At 69.1% G+C, this 22,478-nt stretch carries 16 protein-coding genes; 14 read left to right on the top strand and 2 right to left on the bottom strand.

Annotation, left to right across the window (positions count from 1 at the left end; genetic code table 11):
- Positions 1–279 precede the first annotated feature (279 nt).
- The 6 genes from ACLJOK_RS25370 (at position 280) to ACLJOK_RS25395 (ending at position 8,331) form a co-directional block, all read left to right on the top strand.
- Positions 280–1,791 (top strand): sugar ABC transporter ATP-binding protein, encoded by a 1,512-nt coding sequence (locus ACLJOK_RS25370; protein WP_410821088.1) that lies wholly within the window; start codon positions 280–282, stop codon positions 1,789–1,791.
- Positions 1,792–1,846: 55 nt separating this feature from the next.
- Positions 1,847–2,818, top strand: coding sequence for an ABC transporter permease (locus tag ACLJOK_RS25375; RefSeq protein WP_238682267.1), 972 nt, complete (start codon positions 1,847–1,849; stop codon positions 2,816–2,818).
- 2 nt (positions 2,819–2,820) lie between these two features.
- Positions 2,821–3,804 (top strand): ABC transporter permease, encoded by a 984-nt coding sequence (locus ACLJOK_RS25380; protein ID WP_410821089.1) that lies wholly within the window; start codon positions 2,821–2,823, stop codon positions 3,802–3,804.
- Positions 3,805–3,816: 12 nt separating this feature from the next.
- Positions 3,817–5,001, top strand: a complete 1,185-nt coding sequence (locus ACLJOK_RS25385) for a substrate-binding domain-containing protein (RefSeq protein ID WP_410821090.1) — start codon at positions 3,817–3,819, stop codon at positions 4,999–5,001.
- Between the two features lie 6 nt (positions 5,002–5,007).
- A complete protein-coding gene (locus ACLJOK_RS25390) occupies positions 5,008–5,859 on the top strand; it encodes a sugar phosphate isomerase/epimerase family protein (RefSeq protein ID WP_410821091.1) in 852 nt (283 codons plus the stop codon).
- A 78-nt stretch (positions 5,860–5,937) separates the two neighbouring features.
- Positions 5,938–8,331 (top strand): RICIN domain-containing protein, encoded by a 2,394-nt coding sequence (locus tag ACLJOK_RS25395; protein ID WP_410821092.1) that lies wholly within the window; start codon positions 5,938–5,940, stop codon positions 8,329–8,331.
- A 52-nt stretch (positions 8,332–8,383) separates the two neighbouring features.
- On the opposite strand, the gene ACLJOK_RS25400 is transcribed toward ACLJOK_RS25395, so the two are convergent.
- Together ACLJOK_RS25400 and ACLJOK_RS25405 are read right to left on the bottom strand one after the other, a co-directional pair.
- On the bottom strand, positions 8,384–9,379 hold the full coding sequence (locus tag ACLJOK_RS25400; RefSeq protein WP_410821093.1) for a family 43 glycosylhydrolase: 996 nt from the start codon (positions 9,377–9,379) through the stop codon (positions 8,384–8,386).
- A 17-nt stretch (positions 9,380–9,396) separates the two neighbouring features.
- Positions 9,397–10,422 (bottom strand): LacI family DNA-binding transcriptional regulator, encoded by a 1,026-nt coding sequence (locus ACLJOK_RS25405; protein ID WP_410821094.1) that lies wholly within the window; start codon positions 10,420–10,422, stop codon positions 9,397–9,399.
- Between the two features lie 294 nt (positions 10,423–10,716).
- Here ACLJOK_RS25405 and ACLJOK_RS25410 point away from each other — a divergent pair, with 294 nt between their 5' ends.
- From ACLJOK_RS25410 to ACLJOK_RS25445, 8 genes are all read left to right on the top strand, one after another.
- A complete protein-coding gene (locus ACLJOK_RS25410) occupies positions 10,717–12,072 on the top strand; it encodes an ABC transporter substrate-binding protein (RefSeq protein ID WP_410821095.1) in 1,356 nt (451 codons plus the stop codon).
- Complete coding sequence (locus ACLJOK_RS25415; protein ID WP_410821096.1) at positions 12,069–13,022, top strand: carbohydrate ABC transporter permease; 954 nt, start codon at positions 12,069–12,071, stop codon at positions 13,020–13,022. The genes ACLJOK_RS25410 and ACLJOK_RS25415 overlap by 4 nt, the downstream gene beginning before the upstream one ends.
- Complete coding sequence (locus ACLJOK_RS25420) at positions 13,019–13,843, top strand: carbohydrate ABC transporter permease (RefSeq protein ID WP_124860646.1); 825 nt, start codon at positions 13,019–13,021, stop codon at positions 13,841–13,843. Before ACLJOK_RS25415 ends, ACLJOK_RS25420 begins: the two co-directional genes overlap by 4 nt.
- A gap of 3 nt (positions 13,844–13,846) precedes the next feature.
- A complete protein-coding gene (locus ACLJOK_RS25425) occupies positions 13,847–15,001 on the top strand; it encodes a serine hydrolase domain-containing protein (protein WP_410821097.1) in 1,155 nt (384 codons plus the stop codon).
- 200 nt (positions 15,002–15,201) lie between these two features.
- The gene (locus tag ACLJOK_RS25430; RefSeq protein ID WP_410821098.1) at positions 15,202–17,667 is read left to right on the top strand and encodes a glycoside hydrolase 43 family protein; all 2,466 of its coding nucleotides are present in this window, start codon (positions 15,202–15,204) and stop codon (positions 17,665–17,667) included.
- 204 nt (positions 17,668–17,871) lie between these two features.
- Positions 17,872–20,292 carry a family 43 glycosylhydrolase gene (locus ACLJOK_RS25435; protein WP_410821099.1) on the top strand — a complete coding sequence of 807 codons (2,421 nt, stop codon included), beginning with the start codon at positions 17,872–17,874 and terminating at the stop codon, positions 20,290–20,292.
- Between the two features lie 27 nt (positions 20,293–20,319).
- Positions 20,320–20,952, top strand: a complete 633-nt coding sequence (locus ACLJOK_RS25440) for a hypothetical protein (protein WP_410821100.1) — start codon at positions 20,320–20,322, stop codon at positions 20,950–20,952.
- Between the two features lie 59 nt (positions 20,953–21,011).
- Positions 21,012–22,091, top strand: a complete 1,080-nt coding sequence (locus tag ACLJOK_RS25445) for a hypothetical protein (RefSeq protein ID WP_410821101.1) — start codon at positions 21,012–21,014, stop codon at positions 22,089–22,091.
- Positions 22,092–22,478 lie beyond the last annotated feature (387 nt).

The raw sequence follows: 22,478 nt of genomic DNA on the forward strand, positions 1-22,478 counted from the left end.
GTCCTGCCCGGTGGACGGCGGTCGCGCTCGGCTCCCTCGCTGCGGTACCGCCTGTCGATCGCGGCCCGGGCTGGCAGTCGGGCTTGATCGAGGATTGCGGACGCGCATCCAAACATCTATCTTCATACGTGTGATGTTTCCTCGATGTCAAGGAAATGTTTTCGACGCGCGAACGTAAGCCATTGCTGTTGGCACGAAAGTTTGATGTCCAGCGCTTCAAAGTCGTCGTAGTGTGGCATTGAGTACTATCAATAACTACTGTCTGTGAGGGCGCTCGGGATGTCAGACTCGCGGCCGGTGCCGCTGCTCACCCTTCGGGGCATCGGCAAGTCCTTCCTCGGAGTGCGCGTTCTCGACGGTGTCGACCTCGATGTCGCGCCGGGCGAGGTGCACGCCGTGGTCGGTGAGAACGGTGCCGGGAAGTCGACCCTCATGAAGATCGTCTCGGGCGGGTACGCCCCGGACGGGGGCACTGTCGGGTTCGGCGGTGAGACGCGTACGTTCCGTGGCCCGCGCGACGCGCAGCGGGCCGGCATCGGCATCATCCACCAGGAGTTCAACCTGCTCCCGGAGCGCACCGTCGCCGAGAACGTCTACCTGGGGCACGAGCCGGTCCGACGCGGGCTCGTCGATCGTCGGGGGATGGTCGAGCGCACCACGCGGCTGCTCGCCTCGATCGGCGAGACCGCGTTGCCGGCCGACGCCCAGGTGGGGCAGTTGGGCATCGCGCAGCAGCAGGTCGTCGAGATCGCCAAGGCGCTCGCCCTGGACGCGCGGCTGCTCATCATGGACGAGCCGACCGCCGCGCTGGCCGACCACGAGGTCGAGCTGCTCTACGGGCTGGTGCGCCGGCTCCAGGAGCGCGGTATCGGGCTGCTGTACGTCTCGCACCGGCTCGCCGAGGTCTTCGACCTGTCCGGTCGGATCACAGTGCTCAAGGACGGCCGTCGGGTTACCACTGTGGACACCGGGGACACCACCGCCGACCAGTTGGTGCGGCACATGGTCGGCCGGGAACTGTCCAGCTACTACCCGGACCGGGCCGCCCCCGAGGACCGGGGCCCGGTGCGGCTCAACCTTCGCGACGCCGGCAACCGGAAGCTGCGGGACGTCAACCTCCAGTTGCGCGCCGGCGAGGTGCTCGGCATCGGCGGCCTCCAGGGCTCGGGACGCTCGGCGCTGGCCCGTGCGATCTTCGGGGTGTCGCCGTTCACGACCGGCGACGTCACGCTCGACGACCGGCCGGTCCGACTGCGCTCGCCCCGCACCGCGATGCGGGCCGGCATCGCCTACGTCACCGAGGACCGTAAGGGCGAGGGGATCGTCCCCCGGCAGTCGGTGCTGGACAATGCGCTGCTCGCCAGCCGGGCCGTCTTCGCTGCCCGGTCCGGCCGGGCGGCGAGGACCGCCCGGGTGCGCGAGTTGCTGGCCGCCGTGGAGATCCGCGGCGCCGGCGACGACCAGGAGATCCGCTTTCTGTCCGGGGGCAACCAGCAGAAGGTCGTGCTGGCCCGATGGCTCGCGCTCAATCCGCGGATCCTGCTCTTCGACGAGCCGACCCGGGGCATCGACGTGGGCGCGAAGTCAGCCATCCACGACCTCGTCCGCCGCCTCGCCCGTGATGGCGCGGCCGTGCTGATGATCTCGTCCGATCTACCGGAGCTGCTGGGGATGAGTGATCGGATCGTCGTCATGCGGGACGGCCACGTCGCGGGCGAACTGCCCGCCGGGGCGACCGAGGAGGAGGTCGTCGCGCTGGCGGTCGGCACGGCACGGGAGAGCGTCCAGTGAGCGCGAGGAGTGAGCCGGGTTTGCGAGCCCCGCAGTCGCGAACCGAGGTGACCCAGTGAGCGCTCTGTCGCTGTTGCCGGCCCGGCGTTCCGTACCGGGCGTCTTCGTGGCTCTGACCCTGACCCTGACGATCGGCTGGCTGGTCGTCCTGCTCGACGGTGGTCAGCTCTTCAACCAGTCCACAACCGTGAGTCTGCTGCATGTCGCCGCCGGCCTCGGGCTGGTCGCTGTGGGCCAGACCCTGGTCATCCTGGGGGGCTCGCTCGACCTTTCGGTGGCGTACGTGATCAGTCTCAGCACCCTCGTCGCGGCCGAGACGATGAACGGCAGCGACGGCGCGGTGCTGCCGGCGATCGGCCTGGTTCTGGTCGTCAGCGCCGGCGTCGGGTTGCTCAACGGGCTCCTCGTCACCAGGTTCCGGGTCAACGCGTTCATCGCGACCCTCGGCGTCGGGCTGCTGCTCAAGGGCTACCTCGACAACGGCTACGACGGCCCGGCCGGCACCACAGCACCCTCGCTGGTGCAGGCCCTCGGCTACCAGCGCATCGGGCCGGTGCCGGTGTCGTTCCTGCTGCTGATAGCGGTCACCGCGGCGGCCTGGTTCGCGCTCTCGCGGACCCGCTTCGGCCACCATCTGGTCGCCGTCGGCGGGGATCCGGAGGTGGCCCGGCTCTCCGGCGTCCGCAACGACCGGGTCCTCGTCACCGCCCACGTCCTGTGTTCGATGTGCGCGGGGCTCGCCGGCATCTACCTCGCCAGTCGGCTCGGCTCGGGCGCCCCGCGCGTCGGCACCGAGGGCCTCTACGACCTGGAGTCGATCGCCGCGGTGGTGATCGGCGGTACCGCCCTCGCCGGTGGGCGCGGCGGCGTCATCGGCACTGTCGGCGGGGTGCTGCTGCTGGCCAGCATCGACGCCATCTTCAACCAGCTCGAGGTCGACGCCTTCTTCAAGCAGGTGATCCGGGGCGTCATCATCATCGCCGCGGTCGCCGTCTACGCCCGCCGGGCCATGCGAAAGGCGGCCTAGCCATGCAGACCGTCCAGCCCCGTTCCCTGCCGCTGCGTCTGCCGCGGATGCGTCCCGGTGGTGTCCTGCCGATCCTCGCGATTCTCGCGGTGCTGTTGGTGCTCGTCGGCATTCGGCAGCCCGACTTCCTGGCCCCGCAGTCGCTGATGTCCTTCCTCGGTCGTTCGGCGCCGATCATCCTGCTCGCCGCCGGCCAGTACTTCGTGATCGTGTCCGGTGAGTTCGACCTCTCGGTCGGTTCCCTGGTCACCGCTCAGGTGGTGGTCGCCGCCCGGCTGATTGACAGCGACCCGGCGCGTACCTGGCCGGTGGTGCTGCTCCTGCTCGCCTTCGGCGCGCTGGTCGGGCTGGTCAACGGCCTGATCACGACACGGCTGCGGGTGCCGTCGTTCATTACCACCCTCGGCATGTTCCTGATCCTCGTCGGCGCGGTCTACCTGTGGTCCGACGGTGCCCCGAAGGGTGGGCTCTCCGAGGAGTTCCGGCGGTTCGGCCGGCGGGCCTTCGAGGATGTGCCGCTGCTGGGCCGCGTGCCGTACGCGCTGCTGGTCCTGGTGGTCCTGGCGGTGGCGGCCGTGCTGCTGATGCGCTCCGACTTCGGCCGGACGCTGGTCGCCGTCGGCGACAACCCGCGCACCGCCGAGCTGAGCGGCGTACGCGTGTGGCGTACCCGGACCTTCGCCTTCATCCTCAGCGGGCTCGCGGCGGCGGTGGCGGCGATCCTCCTGGGCGGCTACAGCGGCGTGTCGTTCCAGGCCGGCGCTGGTCTGGAGTTCGGCGCGATCACCGCTGTCGTCCTCGGTGGGGTGGCGCTCGGCGGGGGTCGCGGCGCGGTCGTCGGGGCGATGCTCGGCGCGCTGACCCTCGAACTGCTTTTCGCTCTCATGAATTTCTACGGCGTCTCCGGCGCCCTCAGGTCGACCGTCCAGGGCGGGATCATCCTGCTCGCCGTGGCGGTCTCGGCAACGCGTTCTTCTTCGAGATAAGGGGAAACCATAGTGCGACGTTCCATGGCGGCGATTGCCGCTGTCACAGTACTGTCCCTCGCCGGCTGTGCCACCGACGAGCCGGCCGCGAGCCCGTCGGGAAGTGCATCCGCCGCCACTGGGTCCGGCACCGGGGACCAGTCGAAGTTCTTCGTGCAGGCCGACTACGACGCCGAGCTGGCGCTGCTCGACGCGGCGCCGACAGGCCCGGCCGACAAGCCGTGGGAGCAGGTGCTCAACCCGACGATGGTCGACACCGCCAAGTTCAAGAAGAACGGCCCACACAAGATCTGCTTCTCGAACGCAGCCCTGAACAATCCCTGGCGGCAGGTCGGCTTCAAGACCATGCAGGCCGAGGTCGAGGCGCAGAAGAGCCGCATCAAGGAGTTCGTGCACGTCGACGCCGAGGGTAAGGACCAGAAGCAGATCGCTGACATCAACGATCTGCTCGGCAAGGGCTGCGACGCCCTCATCGTCTCGCCGAACACCACCGCCACACTCACCCCGGCCGTCGAGGCGGCGTGCAAGGCCGGGCTGCCGGTCGTCGTCTTCGACCGTGGTGTCAACACGAAGTGCCCGGTGACGTTCATCAACCCCATCGGCGGTTACGGGTTCGGCCACGTCGGGGCCGAGTTCGTCAGCCAGAAGATGAAGCCCGGCGGCAAGGTCCTCGCCCTGCGGATCCTGCCCGGCGTCGACGTCCTGGAGACCCGCTGGTCGGCGGCGAAGGTGGCGTTCGACAAGGCGAAGGTTGACGTCGTCGGTGTCGAGTTCACCGATGGTGATCCGGCCAAGACCAAGAAGATCGTCGACGACTACATCCAGCGGTACGGCACCATCGACGGGGTCTGGATGGACGCCGGAGCGGTGGCCGTCGCGGCGGTCGAGGCGTTCCAGGACGCGGGCAAGCCCGTTCCGCCGATGAACGGTGAGGACCAGCTCGACTTCCTGAAGATCTGGAAGGACAAGCAGCTCACAGCGATCGCGCCGACCTACCCGACCTACCAGTGGCGTACGCCGATCATCGCGGCGCTGCGGATCCTCGACGGCCAGCAGGTGTCCAACCCGTGGAAGCTGCCGCAGCCGACCGTCACCCAGGACAACCTGGACCAGTACCTCGACGCGGGCATGCCGCCGCTGCACTACGCGATGTGCGGCTGCACCGACCTGCCCGGTTACCCGCAGCGCTGGAAGTAGGGTCCGATGTACGCCATCGGCGTCAACCCCTGGGTCTGGGCCTCGCCGGTCGACGACAAGGCCTTGGCCGAGCTGATCCCGCGGATCGCCGCGTTCGGTTTCGACGCTGTCGAGTTGCCGATCGAGCAGCCCGGCGACTGGGACCCGATCCGGACCCGGGATCTGTTGGCGGCGCACGGCCTCGTCGCCGCCGGCGTCTGCGCGGTCACCCCGCCGGGGCGGGAACTGGTCGACGCCGCACCAGCGGTCGTCGAGTCGACGGTGGCGTACCTCATGGGCTGCGTGGCGAGCGCGGCGGCCGTCGGCGCTGGATGCGTCGGCGGTCCCGCGTACGCCTCGGTCGGCCGCACCTGGCGGATGTCACCGGCGGCTCGCGCGGCCTGCTACGCGGATTTCCGGCGGGCCCTGGCGCCGGTCGCCGAGCAGGCCGGCGAGGTGGGCGTGAGCATCGGTGTCGAGGCGTTGAACCGCTACGAGACGAGCGTCGTCAACACGATCGAGCAGACGATCGAGTTGATTGACGGGCTACCGCCGAACGTCGGCATCATGATCGATACGTACCACATGAACATCGAGGAGGCCGACCCCTACGCGGCCCTCGCCGTCGCGGGCCGGCACATCAAGCACGTCCAGGTCAGCGGCACCAACCGGGGCGCTCCCGGTGCTGACCACTTCGACTGGCCCCGCTTCTTCACAGTCCTGCGAGACACCGGCTACCAGGGCGCGATCTGCATCGAGTCGTTCACGGCGGAGAACGAGGCCATCGCCACCGCCGCGGCGATCTGGCGTCCATTGGCCCCCTCTCAGGACCGTCTCGCCACGGATGGCCTGCGCTATCTCCGGGAGATCCTCGGATAACAGCCACGACCTGCCACCCCCGCGCTCGTCGAGGCCGTCCCTTCACCTCCCCCGTTCTCACGTCAGGAGCACCGTCCCGTGTCCTCGTCCATCTCGTCGCTGCGCCGACTGCTGGCCGGCGCCGCCGCGACAGCGGTGACCGCCTTGGTCGCGGTAACCGCCTCGGCGTCCCCGGCCCTCGCGGCCACCACCACCCTCTACGCGTCCCCCTCCGGCACCGGCACCGCGTGTTCCGCCAGCCAACCGTGTTCGCTGACCGCCGCCCAGACCGCGGTGCGGGGGATCAACAGCGCGATGTCCGGTGACATCGTCGTCGAGTTGGCCAACGGCGCGTACCGCCTCTCGTCGCCGCTGCGGTTCACCACGGCCGACTCGGGCAACAACGGCTATCAGGTGATCTGGCGGGCGGCCTCCGGCGCACGTCCGACGATCACCGGTGCCCGGGCCGTCACCGGCTGGTCGCTCGTCGACTCCGGGAAGAACATCTGGCGGGCCAACGTCGGCGCCGGGCTCGACTCCCGTCAGCTCTACGTCAACGGGGCCGTCGCCACCCGGGCACGCACCGCCGTGAACCGCTCCGACTTCACCTTCACCACGTCCGGCATGCGGTTCACCAACGGCGCGCTCAGCTACCTGAACAACCTCGGCAACCAGAACCGGGTCGAGGTGGAGAGCGTCGGCTCGTTCACCGACCGGTACTCGCCGGTGCAGAGCATCAGCGGAAACTTCCTGACGATGCAGCAGCCGGCGTGGAACAACAACACCTTCGGCTTCGACACGCTGTCCCGTCCGCACCGCGCGGGCCCGTTCTACCTGGCCAACGCGTACGAGTTCCTGGACTCGGCGGGGGAGTGGTATCTCAACCCGAGTAACGGCCAGCTCAACTACATCCCGCTCAGCGGACAGAACATGAGCTCGGTCAGCGTCGAGCTGCCGCAGATGCAGTCCCTGGTCAACGTCGGCGGCACCTACGACGCGCCCGCGCACCACATCTCGTTCAGCGGCATCACCTTCACCGGCACCAGCTGGCTCGGCCCGAGCAGCAGCAACGGCTTCGCCGACCAGCAGACCGGCGCGCACATCGTCGGTTCCTGGGCCCGCCCGTCGGACGCGCTGACCTCCTGCCAGGAGGGTTGCCCGCTGTTCGAGGCCACCCGCCCGAGCTGGGCCCAGATGCCGGCCGCGGTGCAGGTCTCGGCCGCCAACACCATCAGCTTCAGCGACTCCCAGTTCGTCAACCTCGGGCAGACGGCCATCGGCATCGGCAACGACGCCAACGCCCACGCCAGCGGCGTCGGCCTGGGGGCCAACAACATCACCGTCACCCGCTCCGAGATCGCCCGTAACTCCGCCGGTGGCATCGTGGTCGGCGGCGTGCGCGCCGACGCCCACCACCCCAGCGACCAGCGGATGGTCAACCGCAACGTCACCATCAGCAACAACAAGGTGCACGATCTCGGTCTGGAGTACCGGGGCGTCGTCTCGATCCTGACGACCTATGTGAACACCTCGCTGGTCTCGCACAACGAGGTCTACAACATGCCGTACACCGGCCTGTCGGTCGGCTACGGCTGGGGCGCCAACGACGCCGGCGGCAGCCAGCACTACGCCAACCGTGGCCTGTACAACTACCAGCCGCGGTACTCCACGGCGACCACCGCGGCCAACAACCAGGTCATCGGCAACTACGTGCACGACGTCATGCAGCAGATGACCGACGGCGGGTGCATTTACTCGTTGTCGGCGAACCCGGGCGGGTTGATCGCCGAGAACTACTGCCTGCGCACCAACGGCTGGTTCGGGCTCTACTTCGACGAGGGCTCGCGCTACTACACCGCCCGCAACAACGTGTTCTCCTCCACCGGCACCTGGGCCACCGCCAACTACTACTACGCCGAGAACATGGGCAACTTCACGGTCACCAACAACTGGTCGACCAGCAGCGGCACGAACGTGACGAACGGTGACCGCGGCAACGTCGTCAACGGCAACGTCACGGTCAGCAACGGCAACTGGCCGTCGGGCGCGCAAACGGTGATCAACACGGCCGGCGTGCAGAGCGGTGGCAGCACCAACCCGACGAACGTGCAGATCGTGGGCGCCCAGTCGGGCCGCTGTGCCGAGATCGGTAACTCCAGCACGACCAACGGCACGCAGGCCCAGATCTGGGACTGCATCAGCAACGTCGCCAACCAGCGGTGGACCCACACCGCGAGCCGGCAGCTCATGGTCTACGGCACCAAGTGCCTTGACGCCTCCGGCCAGGGCACCGTCAACGGCACGAAGGTGGTGATCTGGGACTGCAACGGTGGTGTCAACCAGCAGTGGAACGTCAACTCCAACGGCACGATCACGGGCGTGCAGTCGGGTCTCTGCCTCGACGCGAACGGTGCCGCGACGGCGAACGGCACGAAGTTGATCCTCTGGGCCTGCAGCGGCGGCACCAACCAGCAATGGCAGCTGCGCAGCTGAGCTAGCGACAGGTCCGGGTCGGGGCGACACGCCTCGGCCCGGACCTGTCCGGTTACGGCCCTTCGACCACGGTCAACCCGCTCGCGGCCTGGTAGCGGACCGGGATGGGATCGGTGAGTTCCCCGACGAACGTCTCGTCGACGTGGTCGAGGAAGCCGATGAGGGACCAGTCCCTGGCAGGTCCGGGGACCAGCCGGGGCGCGTACAGGTGCGGATGGGTGAACGGCTGGGCGGACGCGATGTCCCACGGCCCGAGGGTGCTCTCGCCGGCCGCCACCCAGATCCGGTGGTCGTCGCGCCGAGCGCTGCCGGTGGCCTCGGCGGAGAACAGCAGCAGCGGTTGCCCGTCGAGGACCGCGACCTGGGGCACCTCCAGGTGACCGAAGCCGGCCGGTGTCGACAGCGGCGGCGCGACGGTCCAGGTGACCAGGTCGGTGGAGGTGGCGTGGCCGACGACGCCTCGGGTGTTCGCCGGACCGGTGTTGGCGCGGGCGGTGATGAGCATGTGCCAACCCTCGCCGTCGGGGTCGGGGAACACCCAGGGGTCACGCCACGCCTGCTCGTACCACAGCTCCTTGTCCAGCAGCTCGTACCAGGTCGGGTCGGCCTGGACGATCGGTTCGGTGCCGTGCCGGTGCCAGGTCATGAGGTCGTCGGAGACGGCCAGCCCGATGCGTTGGACGAGGCCGTCCTCGGCGCGACCGACCCCGGTGTAGAACAGGTACCACCGTCCGTCAGGGCCGCGCACCGTGCAGCCCGTCCAGGTCGCCAGGTCGTCCCAGCTGGGCGCGTCGGCGGGGACCACGGCGTCGGCGACCAGGCGCCACGAGCGCAGGTCCGCCGAGACGGCGTGGCCGATGGTGGCCCGGCGGTGGCGGCGGTGCGGGTCGTGTAGGGCGCGGGACGCGCGCAGGAAGAACACGTGCCAGAGGCCGTTGTCGTCCCGCGCGTACCAGCTGTCCCACACCCAGTGGTCGGGTAGACGAAGCATGGTCGGAAACCTAGCACTAAACCGTTTTAGCGCCGGTAAAGGCCGACCCGGTGGCACGGTCGGAGGGTCGTTGGTCAGCCGGCCGGAGGCGCGAGCGACCGGCGTCGGCGCAGGGGCATCGGAACGAGCGAGGGTTCGGCGGCGCCCCCGTCCAGGAGCAGTTCGACAGCGCGCCGCCCCATCTGCTCGTGTGGCAGCGCCGTGGTGGCCAGGCTGGGACGCAGCCAGGCGGCGATCGGGTCGTCGTCGAACGAGATGACCGAGATGTCCTCCGGGACGGTCAGCCCCGCCTCGCCGAGTGCCTGGTAGGCGCCGAAGGCCAGCCGGTCGTTCATGCAGATGATCGCGCTGGGTCGCTTCGGCTTGCTCAGCAGGCCGCGCATGGCGGCGTACCCGTGCTCGGGCAACCACTCGTTGCAGAAGCACTCGGCCAGCAGGCTGACCTCCGCCTCGTCCAAGGTCTGCCGGATGCCGTGCAGGCGGGCGCGGGCGGCGAGCGAGACCTCCGGGTCGTCCTCCTTGAGTCGGTTGCGGCCGATGAGCGCGATCGCGTCGCGGTGGCCGAGCTCCAGCAGGGCGGTGGCGACGGAGCGGCCGGCCCCCTCGTCGTCCGGGACCACGCTGGGCAGGCCATCGGGGCTGGTGGCGTTGAGCAGCACCACCGGGCCGCCGAGGATGGCCGCGGGCACCGTCAGCCGCCGGGTCGCCATCGCCGCGTAGATCACACCGTCGACCTGCCGGTCCAGAACGGCCTCGATGGCGTACTGCTCGAATGTGGCGTCGCCCTGCGTCTCGGTGATGAGCAGGACGTGGTCCCGTTCGCGGGCCGCGTCGAGGGCGCCGCGGATGAGGTCGCCGGCGAACCGCGTGGTGGCCACGATGTCGGAGACGAACGCGATGGTGGCCGTCTTGCGGGTGCGCAGGCTGCGCGCGGCGAGGTTGGGCCGGTAGCCGAGCTCCTCGGCGGCGGCGAACACCCGCTGGTGCGCCTCGGCCGAGAGGCGGGTGCCCTCCCTGCCGTTGAGCACCATCGACGCGGCGGTCTTGGACAGCCCGGCTCTCCGCGCGACGTCGGCGAGTGTTGCTCTGTTGCGGCCCATCAGTCCTCCGAATCAGGCGCGGTGCCACAGGCGCCGCTCCTGCCCATCATGATGCGTCGCCGTCCGGGATCGAGCGCCGGTCACGTCGGCGTGGTGTGAACCCGACGTTTCCGCACCGTTGCCAAGTTGTCCTTGACAGCTTCCCGCGCCGCGCGCATGCTCTGCTAAATCAGTTTAGCGACCACTTCTGGTGCATCCAGAGGCGCCTTCGATGGTTCTTTCGCTGACCGTACGGGGTGCTGCGCTCGGGCGACTGGTCACGGCGTACGCGTGGAGATGTCAAGGAGTCATGAAATGGCAGAATTGCTGACAAAATTTCCGCGACGGAGAACTGTGCTTCTCGCGTCGCTGCTGGCGGTCGGGATGACCGCGACGGCCTGTAGCGCGCCGGGCGAGGACCGGTCGTCGACCCAGAAGTCGGATGCCGCGGTCAAGACCGAGCTGGGCACCGACCCGGTCACCCTGGAGATGTACGCGGAGACCGGCTTCCCGCTGGCCAAGGCGTTGGCCGACGAGTTCTCCAAGCAGCACTCGAACGTCAAGTTCAACATCCGTGAGGACCAGTTCACGGTGATCGTGGAGAACGCGCCACGGGTGATGGCCTCGGACAACTCGCCCGACATCATCCGGCTCCCGACCATGGTCGACCTGGTCAAGGACGACCTGCTCAAGAACCTCGACCCGTACTTCACCGCGTACGGCTGGGACAAGTTCCCCGCCTCGCAGCTCATGCAGCTGCGCGTCGGCGAGAACACCCGGGGCACCGGCTCGCTGTACGGGATGGGGCTCGGCTACAGCGTCACCGGCGTCTTCTACAACAAGAAGCTGGCCAGCCAGATCGGCATGACCCAGCCGCCGGCCACTGTCGCCGAGTTCGAGGAGCTGCTGGCCAAGGCGAAGACCGGCGGGGTCCAGCCGATCATGCAGTTCAACAAGAACACCGCGGGCATCAACTTCCCGCACCAGGCACTACAGAACCAGTTCGGCGACCCGACCCAGGTCGCCGACTGGATCTTCCAGAAGCCGGGGGCCACGTTCGACACCCCGGCCGCCCTGAAGGCCACCCAGACCATCCAGAAGTGGGCCCAGGCCGGCTACTTCACCAAGGACGCCAACGCCCTGGACTACGCGGGCATGGTAGGGGAGTTCCAGAAGGGCAACGGCCTGTTCATGTTCAACGGCGACTGGGAGTCGGCCAACCTCGACAAGTCGATGCCCGGCAACGTGGGCTTCTTCCTCTTCCCCACCGAGTCTCCCAGCGGAAAGCACGTGGCGATGTCCGCCCCCAACACCTTCGGCGTCTCCGCCAAGGCCAAGAACCCGGACGCCGCCGCGTACTTCCTGAACTGGGTGCACACCAACGCCAAGGCCCGCGAGATCTCGGTGACCGTCGGCGGCTCCAGCCCCGGCGGCCCGAGTGACCTGCCGGTGCCGAGTGCCGCCCCGAACACCGTGCTGGCCGAGACCCTGAAGGCGTCACAGCAGCTCGGTGTGGAGAACGGCGCCGTGGACTTCACAGCGAACGCGACCGGCGGCATCTTCGCCGCCGCGATCACGCCGGAGATGCAGAAGCTGATCGCCGGTCAGCAGACGCCCGAGGGGTACGTGAAGGCGGTCCAGGCCGAGTATCAGAAGGAACTGTCCCGATGACGTCTGCCCTCGGCAGCGCACCAACCGGGCGCGACGATCGTCGCGCCCACCCCACCCCCACGCGGGCCCACCGATTCCGGTGGGCCCGCGCGGCCGGGACCGGCTGGTTGTACGTCCTGCCCGCCCTGGTGATGTACGCGGTGTTCGTCCTGCGCCCGCTCGTCCTGACGCTCCAGTACTCGCTCTACGACTGGAACGGCATCGGGGTGGCCCGCTGGGTGGGCCTGGACAACTACCTCACCGTCTTCACCGACAGCGACCTGCTGAAAATCATCGGCAACGCGATCGTCCTGATCGTCTTCTTCAGCTTCATCCCCGTCGCGCTCGGGCTGTTGGTGGCGAGCATGGTTCGCCGGATCACCACCGGCGCGTTCGGCACCGTCGTCCGGACCATCCTGTTCCTGCCGCAGGTCATCCCCCTGGTGGCGGCGGGCATCGCGTGGAGCTGGCTGCTCTCGTCGAATGGTCTGGTCAACCAGGCGCTGCGCGCGGTCGGGCTGGGTGGAGTCGCCCGTGCCTGGCTCGGCGACTTCGACACGGCGCTGCCTGCCGTCGGCGTCATCGGGGCCTGGGTCCTGCTCGGCCTCTGCACGATTCTGCTGGTCACCGGCATGAGCAAGATTGATCCGGCGCTGTACGAGGCCGCCCGCCTGGACGGTGCCGGTCCGGTCCGCGAGTTCCTCGCCGTGACACTGCCCAGCCTGCGCCAGGAGATCGGCGTCTGCCTCACCGTGACGATCATCGCGGCGCTGGCGAGCTTCGACATCGTCTACATCTCCACCAGCGGCGGCCCCGGCCTCCAGACCACAGTGCCGGGCCTGGAGATCTACCGGTTGGCCTTCTCGCAGCGGCAGGTGGGGCTCGCCTCGGCGCTCGCCGTCGTACTCATGCTGCTCGTGCTGGCGTGTGTGCTGCCGATCCAGCGCCTGAGCCGAGGGGAGAAGCCGTGAACCTGAGCCGACGCGAACAGCTGACGGGCCGGGTCTTCCTGATCGCCCTGATCGTCGTCACCCTGCTGCCTTTCGTGAGCATGCTCTCGGCGGCGCTGCAGCCCCGCGGCACGGTGCCCAGCGGGCTCGAGTGGCCGTCCGACCCGCAGTGGGGCAACTTCGCCGACGCCTTCACCGCCGCGAACATGGGCGCCCTGCTCCGCTCGAGCCTGCTCATCGTGGCCGGTGTGGTACCCGTGTCGGTGCTCATCGCGACCATGGCCGGCTTCGGGCTCGGTCAGCTGCGGGTGCCCGGTGGCCGGCTCGTCTTCGGTCTCTTCCTGCTGGGTCTGACCCTGCCGTTCGAGGCCGTGGTCACGCCGCTCTACTACCAGATGCAGGATCTCGGTCTGCTCAACACACGCTGGGCCATCATCCTGCCGCTGATCGGGCTGTACATGCCATTCGCGGTGTTCTGGATGCGGGCGCACTTCACCAACGTGCCGGTCGAGTTGTCCGAGGCGGCCCGGGTGGACGGAAGCAGCACGTGGCAGTTGTTCTGGCGGGTCCAGGTGCCGCTCGCCCGGCCGGCGATCGCCTCGCTGACGATCCTGATGTTCCTCTGGACGTGGAACCAGTTCCTGCTCGCCATCGTCCTCGTGGACGACGCCACCAAACGCACAATGGCCGGGGCGCTCGGCGCGTTCCAGGGCCAGTGGGGCACCGACCTGGTGCTGCTGTGTGCCGGGTCGCTGCTGATCCTCACCCCGACCCTCATCGTGTTCCTGATCTTCCAGCGACAGTTCATCAAGGCCCTGATCCAAGGGTCAGTGAAGGGGTAGGCAGTGGTCACACAGCCGCAGATCCACGGCGATGTCGACGATCGCTTCGGGCGCGTCGCCGACGTCTTCCGCGACAACTTCACCTCCCGGGGAGAGGTCGGCGCCGCGGTCACCGTCTACGTGCGGGGCCGCAAGGTCGTCGACCTGTACGGCGGGGTGGCCGACATCCGCACCGGGCGGTCCTGGGACGCGCACACGCCGGTCGTCGTCTTCTCCTGCACCAAGGGGATCCTGGCGATCTGCGCGTACCTGCTGGCCCAGCAGGGCAGGCTCGACCTCGACGCTCCCGTGACGCGCTACTGGCCGGAGTTCGGACAGCACGGCAAGGCGGACATTCCGGTGCGCTGGCTGCTCACGCACCAGGCCGGTCTGCCCGCTGTGGATCGACCCCTGACCCTCGACGAGGTCCTGGCGTGGGACCCGGTCATCAAGGCGATCGAGGCGCAGACCCCGCTGTGGAAGCCGGGTACGGGGCACGGCTACCACTCGATGACCTTCGGCTGGCTGGTCGGAGAGGTGATCCACCGCATCACCGGCCAACTGCCCGGCGTGTTCTTCGCCGACACCGTCGCGGGCCCGCTCGGCCTGCACACCTGGCTGGGGCTACCGGCCGCCGAGAGTGACACCGTCGCCTGGGGCCTGGCGCCACCCCCGGATCCCGACCCGTTCGTGGACCCGGTCGCCGAACGCGGCATCACCATGGGGGGCGCTTTCGCCTTCCCCGCCGACGCCGACGGCCTGGTCAGCTTCAACGACGACGCCATCCGGGCCGCCGGTGTTCCCGGCGCGGGCGCGGTGAGCACCGCCGAGGGCCTTGCGCGCCTCTACGCCGCCTGTGTGTCGGAACTCCAGGGCGGACCGCTGCTCACGGCGGCGTCGGTGGACGACGCGGTAGTGGTTCGTTCGCGTGGTCAGCAGCGGCACGGCCCGCCGGACACCGGGCAGCGCTGGGGTACCGGCTTCCTGCTGCACTCGCCACCGGCCCGACCCCTGCTGGGTGAGCGCAGCTTCGGCCACGACGGCGCGGGCGGGAACCTGGCCTTCGCGGACGCCGAGCATCAGGTGGGGTTCGGCTACGTGGTCAACCAGATGCGGGGGATGGGCGACGAGCGCGCCAACCGCCTAACGGCCGCCCTTCGCGCCTGCCTGAACGACTGAGCCGCCGCCCGAACTGGTGTGCGTCTGTCTACTGTGGTCGGTAGGCGATGTTGCGGGGATATCTCGGGCACGTTTCATTGATAGTCTTGACAGGCGTTGTTAGCGATAACACGATGGCCTTCACGCCGCTCTCGCGTTTGGAGCTCGCCTTGGTCGTGTCGGTCCGTTCGCGTGTCCTGAACATCGCCCGCGCATCTGCTGTGAACAGCCTGAACGCCGCCGCTCACCACGCCACCAACACGCTGACCCGACTGGCGTCCACGGTGCGCCCGGATCGCCTCCGCTCACTGTGCGCGCTCGCATCGGCGGCCATCCTCGTCACCGCTGGCCTGGTGTCCACCCCCGCCGTCGCGCACGCCACCGACGGATGGTCGCCCCGATCGTCGTACACCTCGACCGACACCGGCGCCGGCACCTACTCGGTGCCACTGCTCAACGCCGACGTGCCGGACATCAGCGTCGAGCGGGTGCCAGCCGCCGAGAACGACGAGGGCCGCGACCTCTACTACATGATCAGCACGACAATGCACCTGAGCCCAGGTGCGCCGATCATGAAGTCGTACGACCTCGTCAACTGGGAGATCGTCAACTACGTCTTCGACCGGGCGAGCGTCGGCGACTCCTTCTCGCTGCGCAACGGCCAGAACTCGTACGGCCAGGGCCAGTGGGCGTCGTCGCTGCGCTACCACGACGGCACGTTCTACGCCGTCTTCAACACCAACAACCTCAGCGGGGCGTACCTCTACCGCACCGACGACATCGAGAACGGCCCGTGGCAGCGCACCGCCCTCGGGCGTGGTCTGCACGACCCGTCGCTCTTCTTCGACGTCGACGGAACGCCGTACATCTTCTACGGCTCCGGCGGCACCAGCGCCGTACGCCTCAACGCCGACCTGACGGCCATCACGCAGGACTACCCGAACATCTTCACCGCCAACAACTACGCCGGTCAGCCGTTCATCGGCGGACTGTTCGAGGGCGCGCAGGTCTACCACATCGACGGCTGGTACTACGCGGTCATCATCACCTGGCCGTCCGGCCAGGGGCGCCAGGTGGTGATGTTCCGGTCGAAGGACCTGCTCGGGCGCTACACCTCGGCCGGCGGGGTCAACACCTACGAGGCGCGCGGAGTGCTCAACTCCAATGGCTTCGCGCAGGGCAGCCTGGTCCCGATCAGCCGCGCGGGCGGCGCGACCGACTGGCACGGCATGTTCTTCCGGGACACGTTCCCGATCGGCCGGATCCCGGCGCTCATCCCCGCCACCTGGCAGAACGGGTGGCCGACCTTCGGCACCAACGGGGTCGTGCCGGTCAACGGCCTGTTCGACAAGCCGATCCAGCTCAGCCCTGCCGAGGAGCTGTTCGAGCGGCAGAAGAGCATCGTCGCCTCGGACGACTTCGCCAACGACGCGCCGCACAAGGCGTACCAGGACGAGCAGTGGACGGTCCCGGCGCCGCTCGACCCGGCGGAGGTCGCTCCCAACGGCTCACGGCTGGACCTGGCGTGGGAGTGGAACCACGCCCCGGACAACCGGTACTGGTCACTCACCGACCGCGACGGCTGGCTGCGGTTGACGGCCGGCACTGTGGTCACCGGCCAGTACGTCTACACGAAGCTGTCCAACCGGGCCGAGCTGGCGTGGTTCGAGGAGGCACGCAACACGCTCTCGCAGCGGACGTTCGGGCCACGACAATCGGTCCAGACCCGGATGGACATCTCCGGGATGAAAAACGGCGACGTCGCGGGCCTGGCGGCCTACAACCGCGGATTCTCGTACGTGGCGGTCAAGCGCGTCGGTGACGTCAACACCCTCGGCGTCGTGAACCGGTCGCAGCCGTTCGCTGTCGACCTCGACCAGTCCACGCTGGAGAACGTCATCGCCGGCACGACGGTGTCACTGGGCGACGCGACCGAGGTGCACGTGAAGGCGGACCTCGACTTCTCCTCGCCGGTCGGCCAACTGTGGACGACGTTCTACTACAGCCTGGACGGGGTCCAGTGGACCCGGCTGGGTAACCGCGTGGGGCCGCAGGCACTCGACGGCAGCCTCGCCCATTTCATGGGTCACCGGGTGGGCCTGTTCAACTACGCCACCCAGCAGACCGGCGGCCACGTCGACTTCGACGAATACCTGCTCAGCGACGTGCTGACCGCGCAGGCCCGGCCACTGGACACCACAGCCCTCGACGCGGCCGTCGCCCACGCGCAGACGCTCGACCCGCGCCACTACCCGGCCGACGCCTGGGCCGCGGCACGGTCCGCGCTCGCGGCGGCGACAGCGGCGCGGGCCGGCCAGTTCGGCACCCAGAACCAGATCGACGCACCGGAGCGGGCGCTCAGCTACCAGATGGCCCGACTCGGAGTGCTGGCGGCGCTGCCCGTGACGGCCACCGCCCAGGTGCGCTGCCTGAGCGGCATGACGTACCTGGCGGTGCAGGCGCGCAACGACTCGGACGAGCCGGTCGACATCACTGTGGAGACCCCGTACGGGAATAGGTCCTTCGCGGCCGTCGCACCCGGGGCGAACGTCTACCAGTCGTTCAACACCCGCGCGTCGTCGGTGCCGGCCGGCTCGGCGACGGTCCGGGCCACCGGTGCGGTCGCCGGCCGGGACGTGACCACCGACCATTCCGCCCAGCACCCCGCCAACGCCTGCGGCGGATAACCCCACAACGAGCCCTCGGCTCAGCGACCAGCACCACCGGTGACCGGCCGGGCGGCGCGGAACAACCGACCTGTCCCGCGCCGCCGGCCACTGTCGGACCGGTGGCGGCAGTCGACCCCTGATGTCCGGACCACCCACGGAAAGCGCAGCCACCGATCCCCCGTACACCGATGACCGCACGTCAGAGATGAAGGAGGATGTCTCGTGGAACAACGAATGCGACGGGCGACCCGAGGACGGGTCGCGGCGCTCGCGACGGTCGGCCTGATGCTGACCACGGGGTTCGTCGCCCCGGCGGCGCCGGTCCAGGCCGCCGACACGAACCTCGTCGTCAACGGCGGGTTCGAGGACGGCCTGACCAACTGGTTCGTCAACAACGGAAACGCCTCCGACGGCGCCCAGTTGTCGGCCACGTCGGACGCCTACTCCGGCGCGAACGCGGCGTTCGTCACCAGCCGGACGACCACCGGGTCCGGCCCGATGCAGGACCTCAGCGGCAAGGTTCAGGCCGGCCAGGCCTACACCCTCACGGCCCGCATCAAGTACGAGAACGAGAGTGGACCGGCCACGAAGCAGTTCTTCGCCACCATGCACTACGGCGGCGGCACCTACACCAACCTCGTCAGCGTGACGGCGACGAAGGGTCAGTGGGCGCAGTTCAACGGAACGTTCACGATCCCGACGACGCAGAGCGTGTCGACGGCGCGTCTGTTCTTCGAGACCCCCTGGACGAGCACACCGTCCACCGACCCGGCCCTGCACCTGATGGACTTCAAGCTCGACGACGTGTCGGTGATCGGCGCCGCGCCGCCCGCGCCCGCCTCGAAGACCATCGAGGTCGTCGGCAAGCTGCCCGGGGAGCACAACCCGTTGATCGGGCACAAGTTCGGCGCTGACGGTTTCGGCCTCGTGCACGACGGCCGGGTGTACATGTACATGACCAACGACACCCAGGGCTACGCCCCGAACCCGACCACTGGCGTCTCGCCGGGGATCAACTACGGCGACATCAACCAGATCACGGTGATCTCGTCGGAAGACCTCGTGAACTGGACCGACCACGGTGAGATCCAGGTCGCCGGCCCCAACGGGGTGGCCCCGTTCACCGCCAACTCGTGGGCTCCGGGCATCACCAAGAAGGTGGTGAACGGAGTGGAGAAGTTCTTCCTCTACTACGCCAACGGTGGTGGCTCCAGCAACGTGATCACGGGTGCGTCGCCGCTCGGCCCGTGGACCAGCGAGCGCACGAGCACGCTGATCGACGGCCGCACCCCCGGCGCCGAGGCTGTCGCGTGGAAGTTCGACCCGGCCCCGTTCGTCGACGACGACGGCCAGCCGTACCTCTACTTCGGTGGTGGTCCCGCGTCGACGAGCATGCCGCCGGCCGAGCGCTTCAACAACCCGAAGAACATCCGGTCGATCGAGCTGGGCGACGACATGGTCTCGACCGAGGGAACGGCCGCGGTGGTGGACGCTCCGGTCGCCTTCGAGGCGGGCCACGTCTTCAAGCGCCAGGGCAAGTACTACTTCTCGTACTCCTCGCACTTCGGCGGGAACGACTTCGGTGGTAGCCAGCAGCCGCTCCCCGGTTACCCCGGCGGTGGCCAGATCGGCTACATGATCTCCGACGGCCCGATGTCGTGGCCGAAGGAGACCTACGCCGGTGTGCTCTTCCCGAATCAGTCACAGTTCTTCGGGGCCGGCACCGGTGGCAACAACCACCAGTCGGTGTTCGAGTTCGGGGGCAGGTACTACTTCACCTACCACGCCCCGACGCTGAACAAGCGCATCAACGGCAACACCACCCAGGGGTACCGCAGCCCGCACATCCAGGAACTGACCTTCAACCCGGACGGCACCATCCAGCAGGTCGTCGGCACCTACGCCGGTGTGGACCAGGTCCGCGACTTCGATCCGTACCGCGTCTTCGAGGCCGAGACCTTCGGCTGGAGCAAGGGTGTCGCGACCACGACTGTCGACGGCAGCTCCGCCCAGTTCGGTGGCGCCGCACCCAACCTCGTGGTCCGCGACATCGACAACGGCGACTGGACGGCCCTGTCCTCGGTGAACTTCGGGGACAGCGGCGCGCAGGGTCTGACGGCGCGGGTGCGTGCGCTCGCCGCCGGCGGGCAGGTCCAGGTCCGGCTGGACGACGTCAACGGACCCGTCGTCGGCACGGTCGCGGTCGACACCCCGGTCGGACAGTGGGCCGAGGTGACCGCCGAACTCGACGGCGTCAGCGGCGTGCACGACGTCTACTTCACCTACACCGGCCCGGCCGGTGTCGACCTCTTCGAGATCGACAACTGGGCGTTCGCGGCTGCCACCGTCGACCTGCCGGTCACGCTTACCGCGTCCACGCGGTGCGTGGGCGGCAAGGCGTACGTGGCGGTGCAGGCGCGCAACGACCATGACGCGCCGGTGGGCATCACAGTGGAGACGCCGTACGGCGAGCGGTCGTTCAATGCCGTCGCGCCGGGCGCGAACGCCTACCAGTCCTTCAACACCCGTGCCGCGTCGGTGCCGGCGGGTTCGGCGACCGTCCGGGTGACCGGGGCGATCGGCGGACAGGACGTGACGACCGTCCGCACCGTGCAACACCCCGCCGGCAGCTGCGGCGGATAACCCCTGATGGCGGAGAACGGAGATCACATGAACACAGACAAACGGCGGCAGACGCTCGCGGCCGGCGTCGTAGGCGCCGTGCTGACCGGGGCGGCGGTGCTGCCGTCGCCCGCACTGGCCGAGCCCGGTGACGACGCCAGCGTGCGGGTCACTGTCGACATCGACGAGATCAGGGAACCGGGCGTGCTCGCCCTGTCGATCGCCGGCGACGCCGTCGCGCTGTCCGAGGACGGCTCGACCCTGCTGGTCCGCCAGTTCGTCGGCACGTTGCCGACGGTGACGGTCACCGACACCCGCGTCGCCGACGAGGTGCCCGACGGCGCCAACTGGGCGGTGCTCGGCAGCGCGACCGACTTCGCCGGTGCCGCTGGTCAGGCGCCGATCACCGCCGACCACTTCGGCTGGAAGCCGCGGCTGCTCGACGGCGGGGAGACCGGCCTGGTCACCGAGGGCGAGGAAGTGGTGACCAGTCTGGACGAGCCGACCCAGCCGGGCAACAATGTCGGCCTCGTCGACCAGGAGTTGTTGGTCTCGGCCTTCGACTCCGAGGCCGTCGCCAGCGACTCGTACTCGGTCAACGCCGACCTGTACCTGCGGACCCCCGCGGAGGTCGCCGCCGGCGAGTACAGCTCCACGCTCACGCTCTCACTGTTCGAGTAGTGGCCTGGGCGGGGGCCCGGACCGGGCCCCCGCCCAGCCCCGTGCCGAAGGGCCGATTCATGACCGTCACCCCGCTGCGCCGGGCACTCGTGGTCCTCGCCGTCGCATCCCTCGCGGTTGCGGCAGCGCCGACGGCGGCGGCGGCGGAACCGGACCCGAAGGCCCTGACCTGGACGGTCCAGCCGGCCACCGCGAACGGGCCGGACCAGCGCCGATGGATCAACGCCAGCCTCGACCCGGGGCAGGCGGTGACCGAGCACCTGGCGGTACGGAACTTCAGCCGCACAGCTGTCGTCTTCTCCCTGAAGGCCGCCGACGGCTACCTCACCGACAAGGGCCGCTTCAACATGCTGTCGTCCGAGCGCCCCTCGGTCGACGGCGGCACGTGGATCGATGTGCAGGAGAAGGTCACCGTCGGCCCCAACGAGACCCGGGTGGTGCCGTTCACGATCACGGTGCCCCAGGGCGCCACACCGGGCGACCACCCGGCCGGCGTCGCCGCGACCGTCACCAGCACCGGAGGCACTGTCAACGTCGAGAGCCGTGTCGGCTTCCGGGTGATGCTGCGGGTGAACGGATCCGCGCAGGCGGCCCTGGCCGTCCGGGGCCTCGGCGTGACGTACTCCCCGTCGTGGAACCCCTTCGCCGGCGGCACGGTGCGGGTCCGCTACACCGTCGAGAACGACGGCAACGTCTGGGTCAGCGGTACGAGTCGGGTGGCGATGTCCGACCTCCTGGGCCGGAGCAGCCACGACGCGACCAGCGCCGTCGAGGAGTTGCTGCCCGGCGGCGCTCGGACGGTGGAGACCCGGGCCGACGGCGTCTGGGCCCTGGGGCGCCTCCGCACGACAGTCAGCACGTCGCCGACGCTGCTCGGCGACGGCCAGGCCGGGGCCGACCTCCGGCCGGCCTCCGCCACCGTCACCACCTGGGTCGTGCCGTGGGCGCAGCTCGCGCTGCTGGCCCTGCTCGCCGGCCTGCTCCTGGGGCTGCGGGCCGCGGCCCGGCACCGGAGGCGTCGGCTTGCCGAGCTGCTGGCCCGCGCGCGGCAGGAGGGCCGGCAGGAGGGGCAGGAGTCCGTGCTCGTCAGCGGCGCGCCCACTGCGGCCGAGCCCGACGCGGGCCACGCCCGCCGGTAACCCGTCGGCGCGAGGTAACCCGCCGACGATCTTGCACCTAACTGTCCCGACGAACCGCCCAGATCCGCGTATCTCGGCGACAGAAGCTGCAAGATCGCGCGGACACGTCGCGGCCCGGACCGCGCTGACTCGCGCTCGACCTCTCCCGCGGGCACTGCAACAAACCTGCAAGCGTCAGCTATTGCCTTCAGGGAAACCGCTTTCCTACGATTGCGTTACATCGATGTTTCATTTACCCGTCGAGCGAGCGGCGTCACCGGGAGCGCCCCGTTCGCACGGCACACCCCTGCTTCTACCAGGGCGCCAGATGTCTCGATGAAATCCTCGCGATTGACTGTCGCCAATTTCTGGATGTTGTCCTTCGGAAGGCGCGGTCGCGATGTCCGT

It is taken from the genome of Micromonospora sp. 050-3 (assembly GCF_046549335.1).
Taxonomy (GTDB): domain Bacteria; phylum Actinomycetota; class Actinomycetes; order Mycobacteriales; family Micromonosporaceae; genus Micromonospora; species Micromonospora trifolii.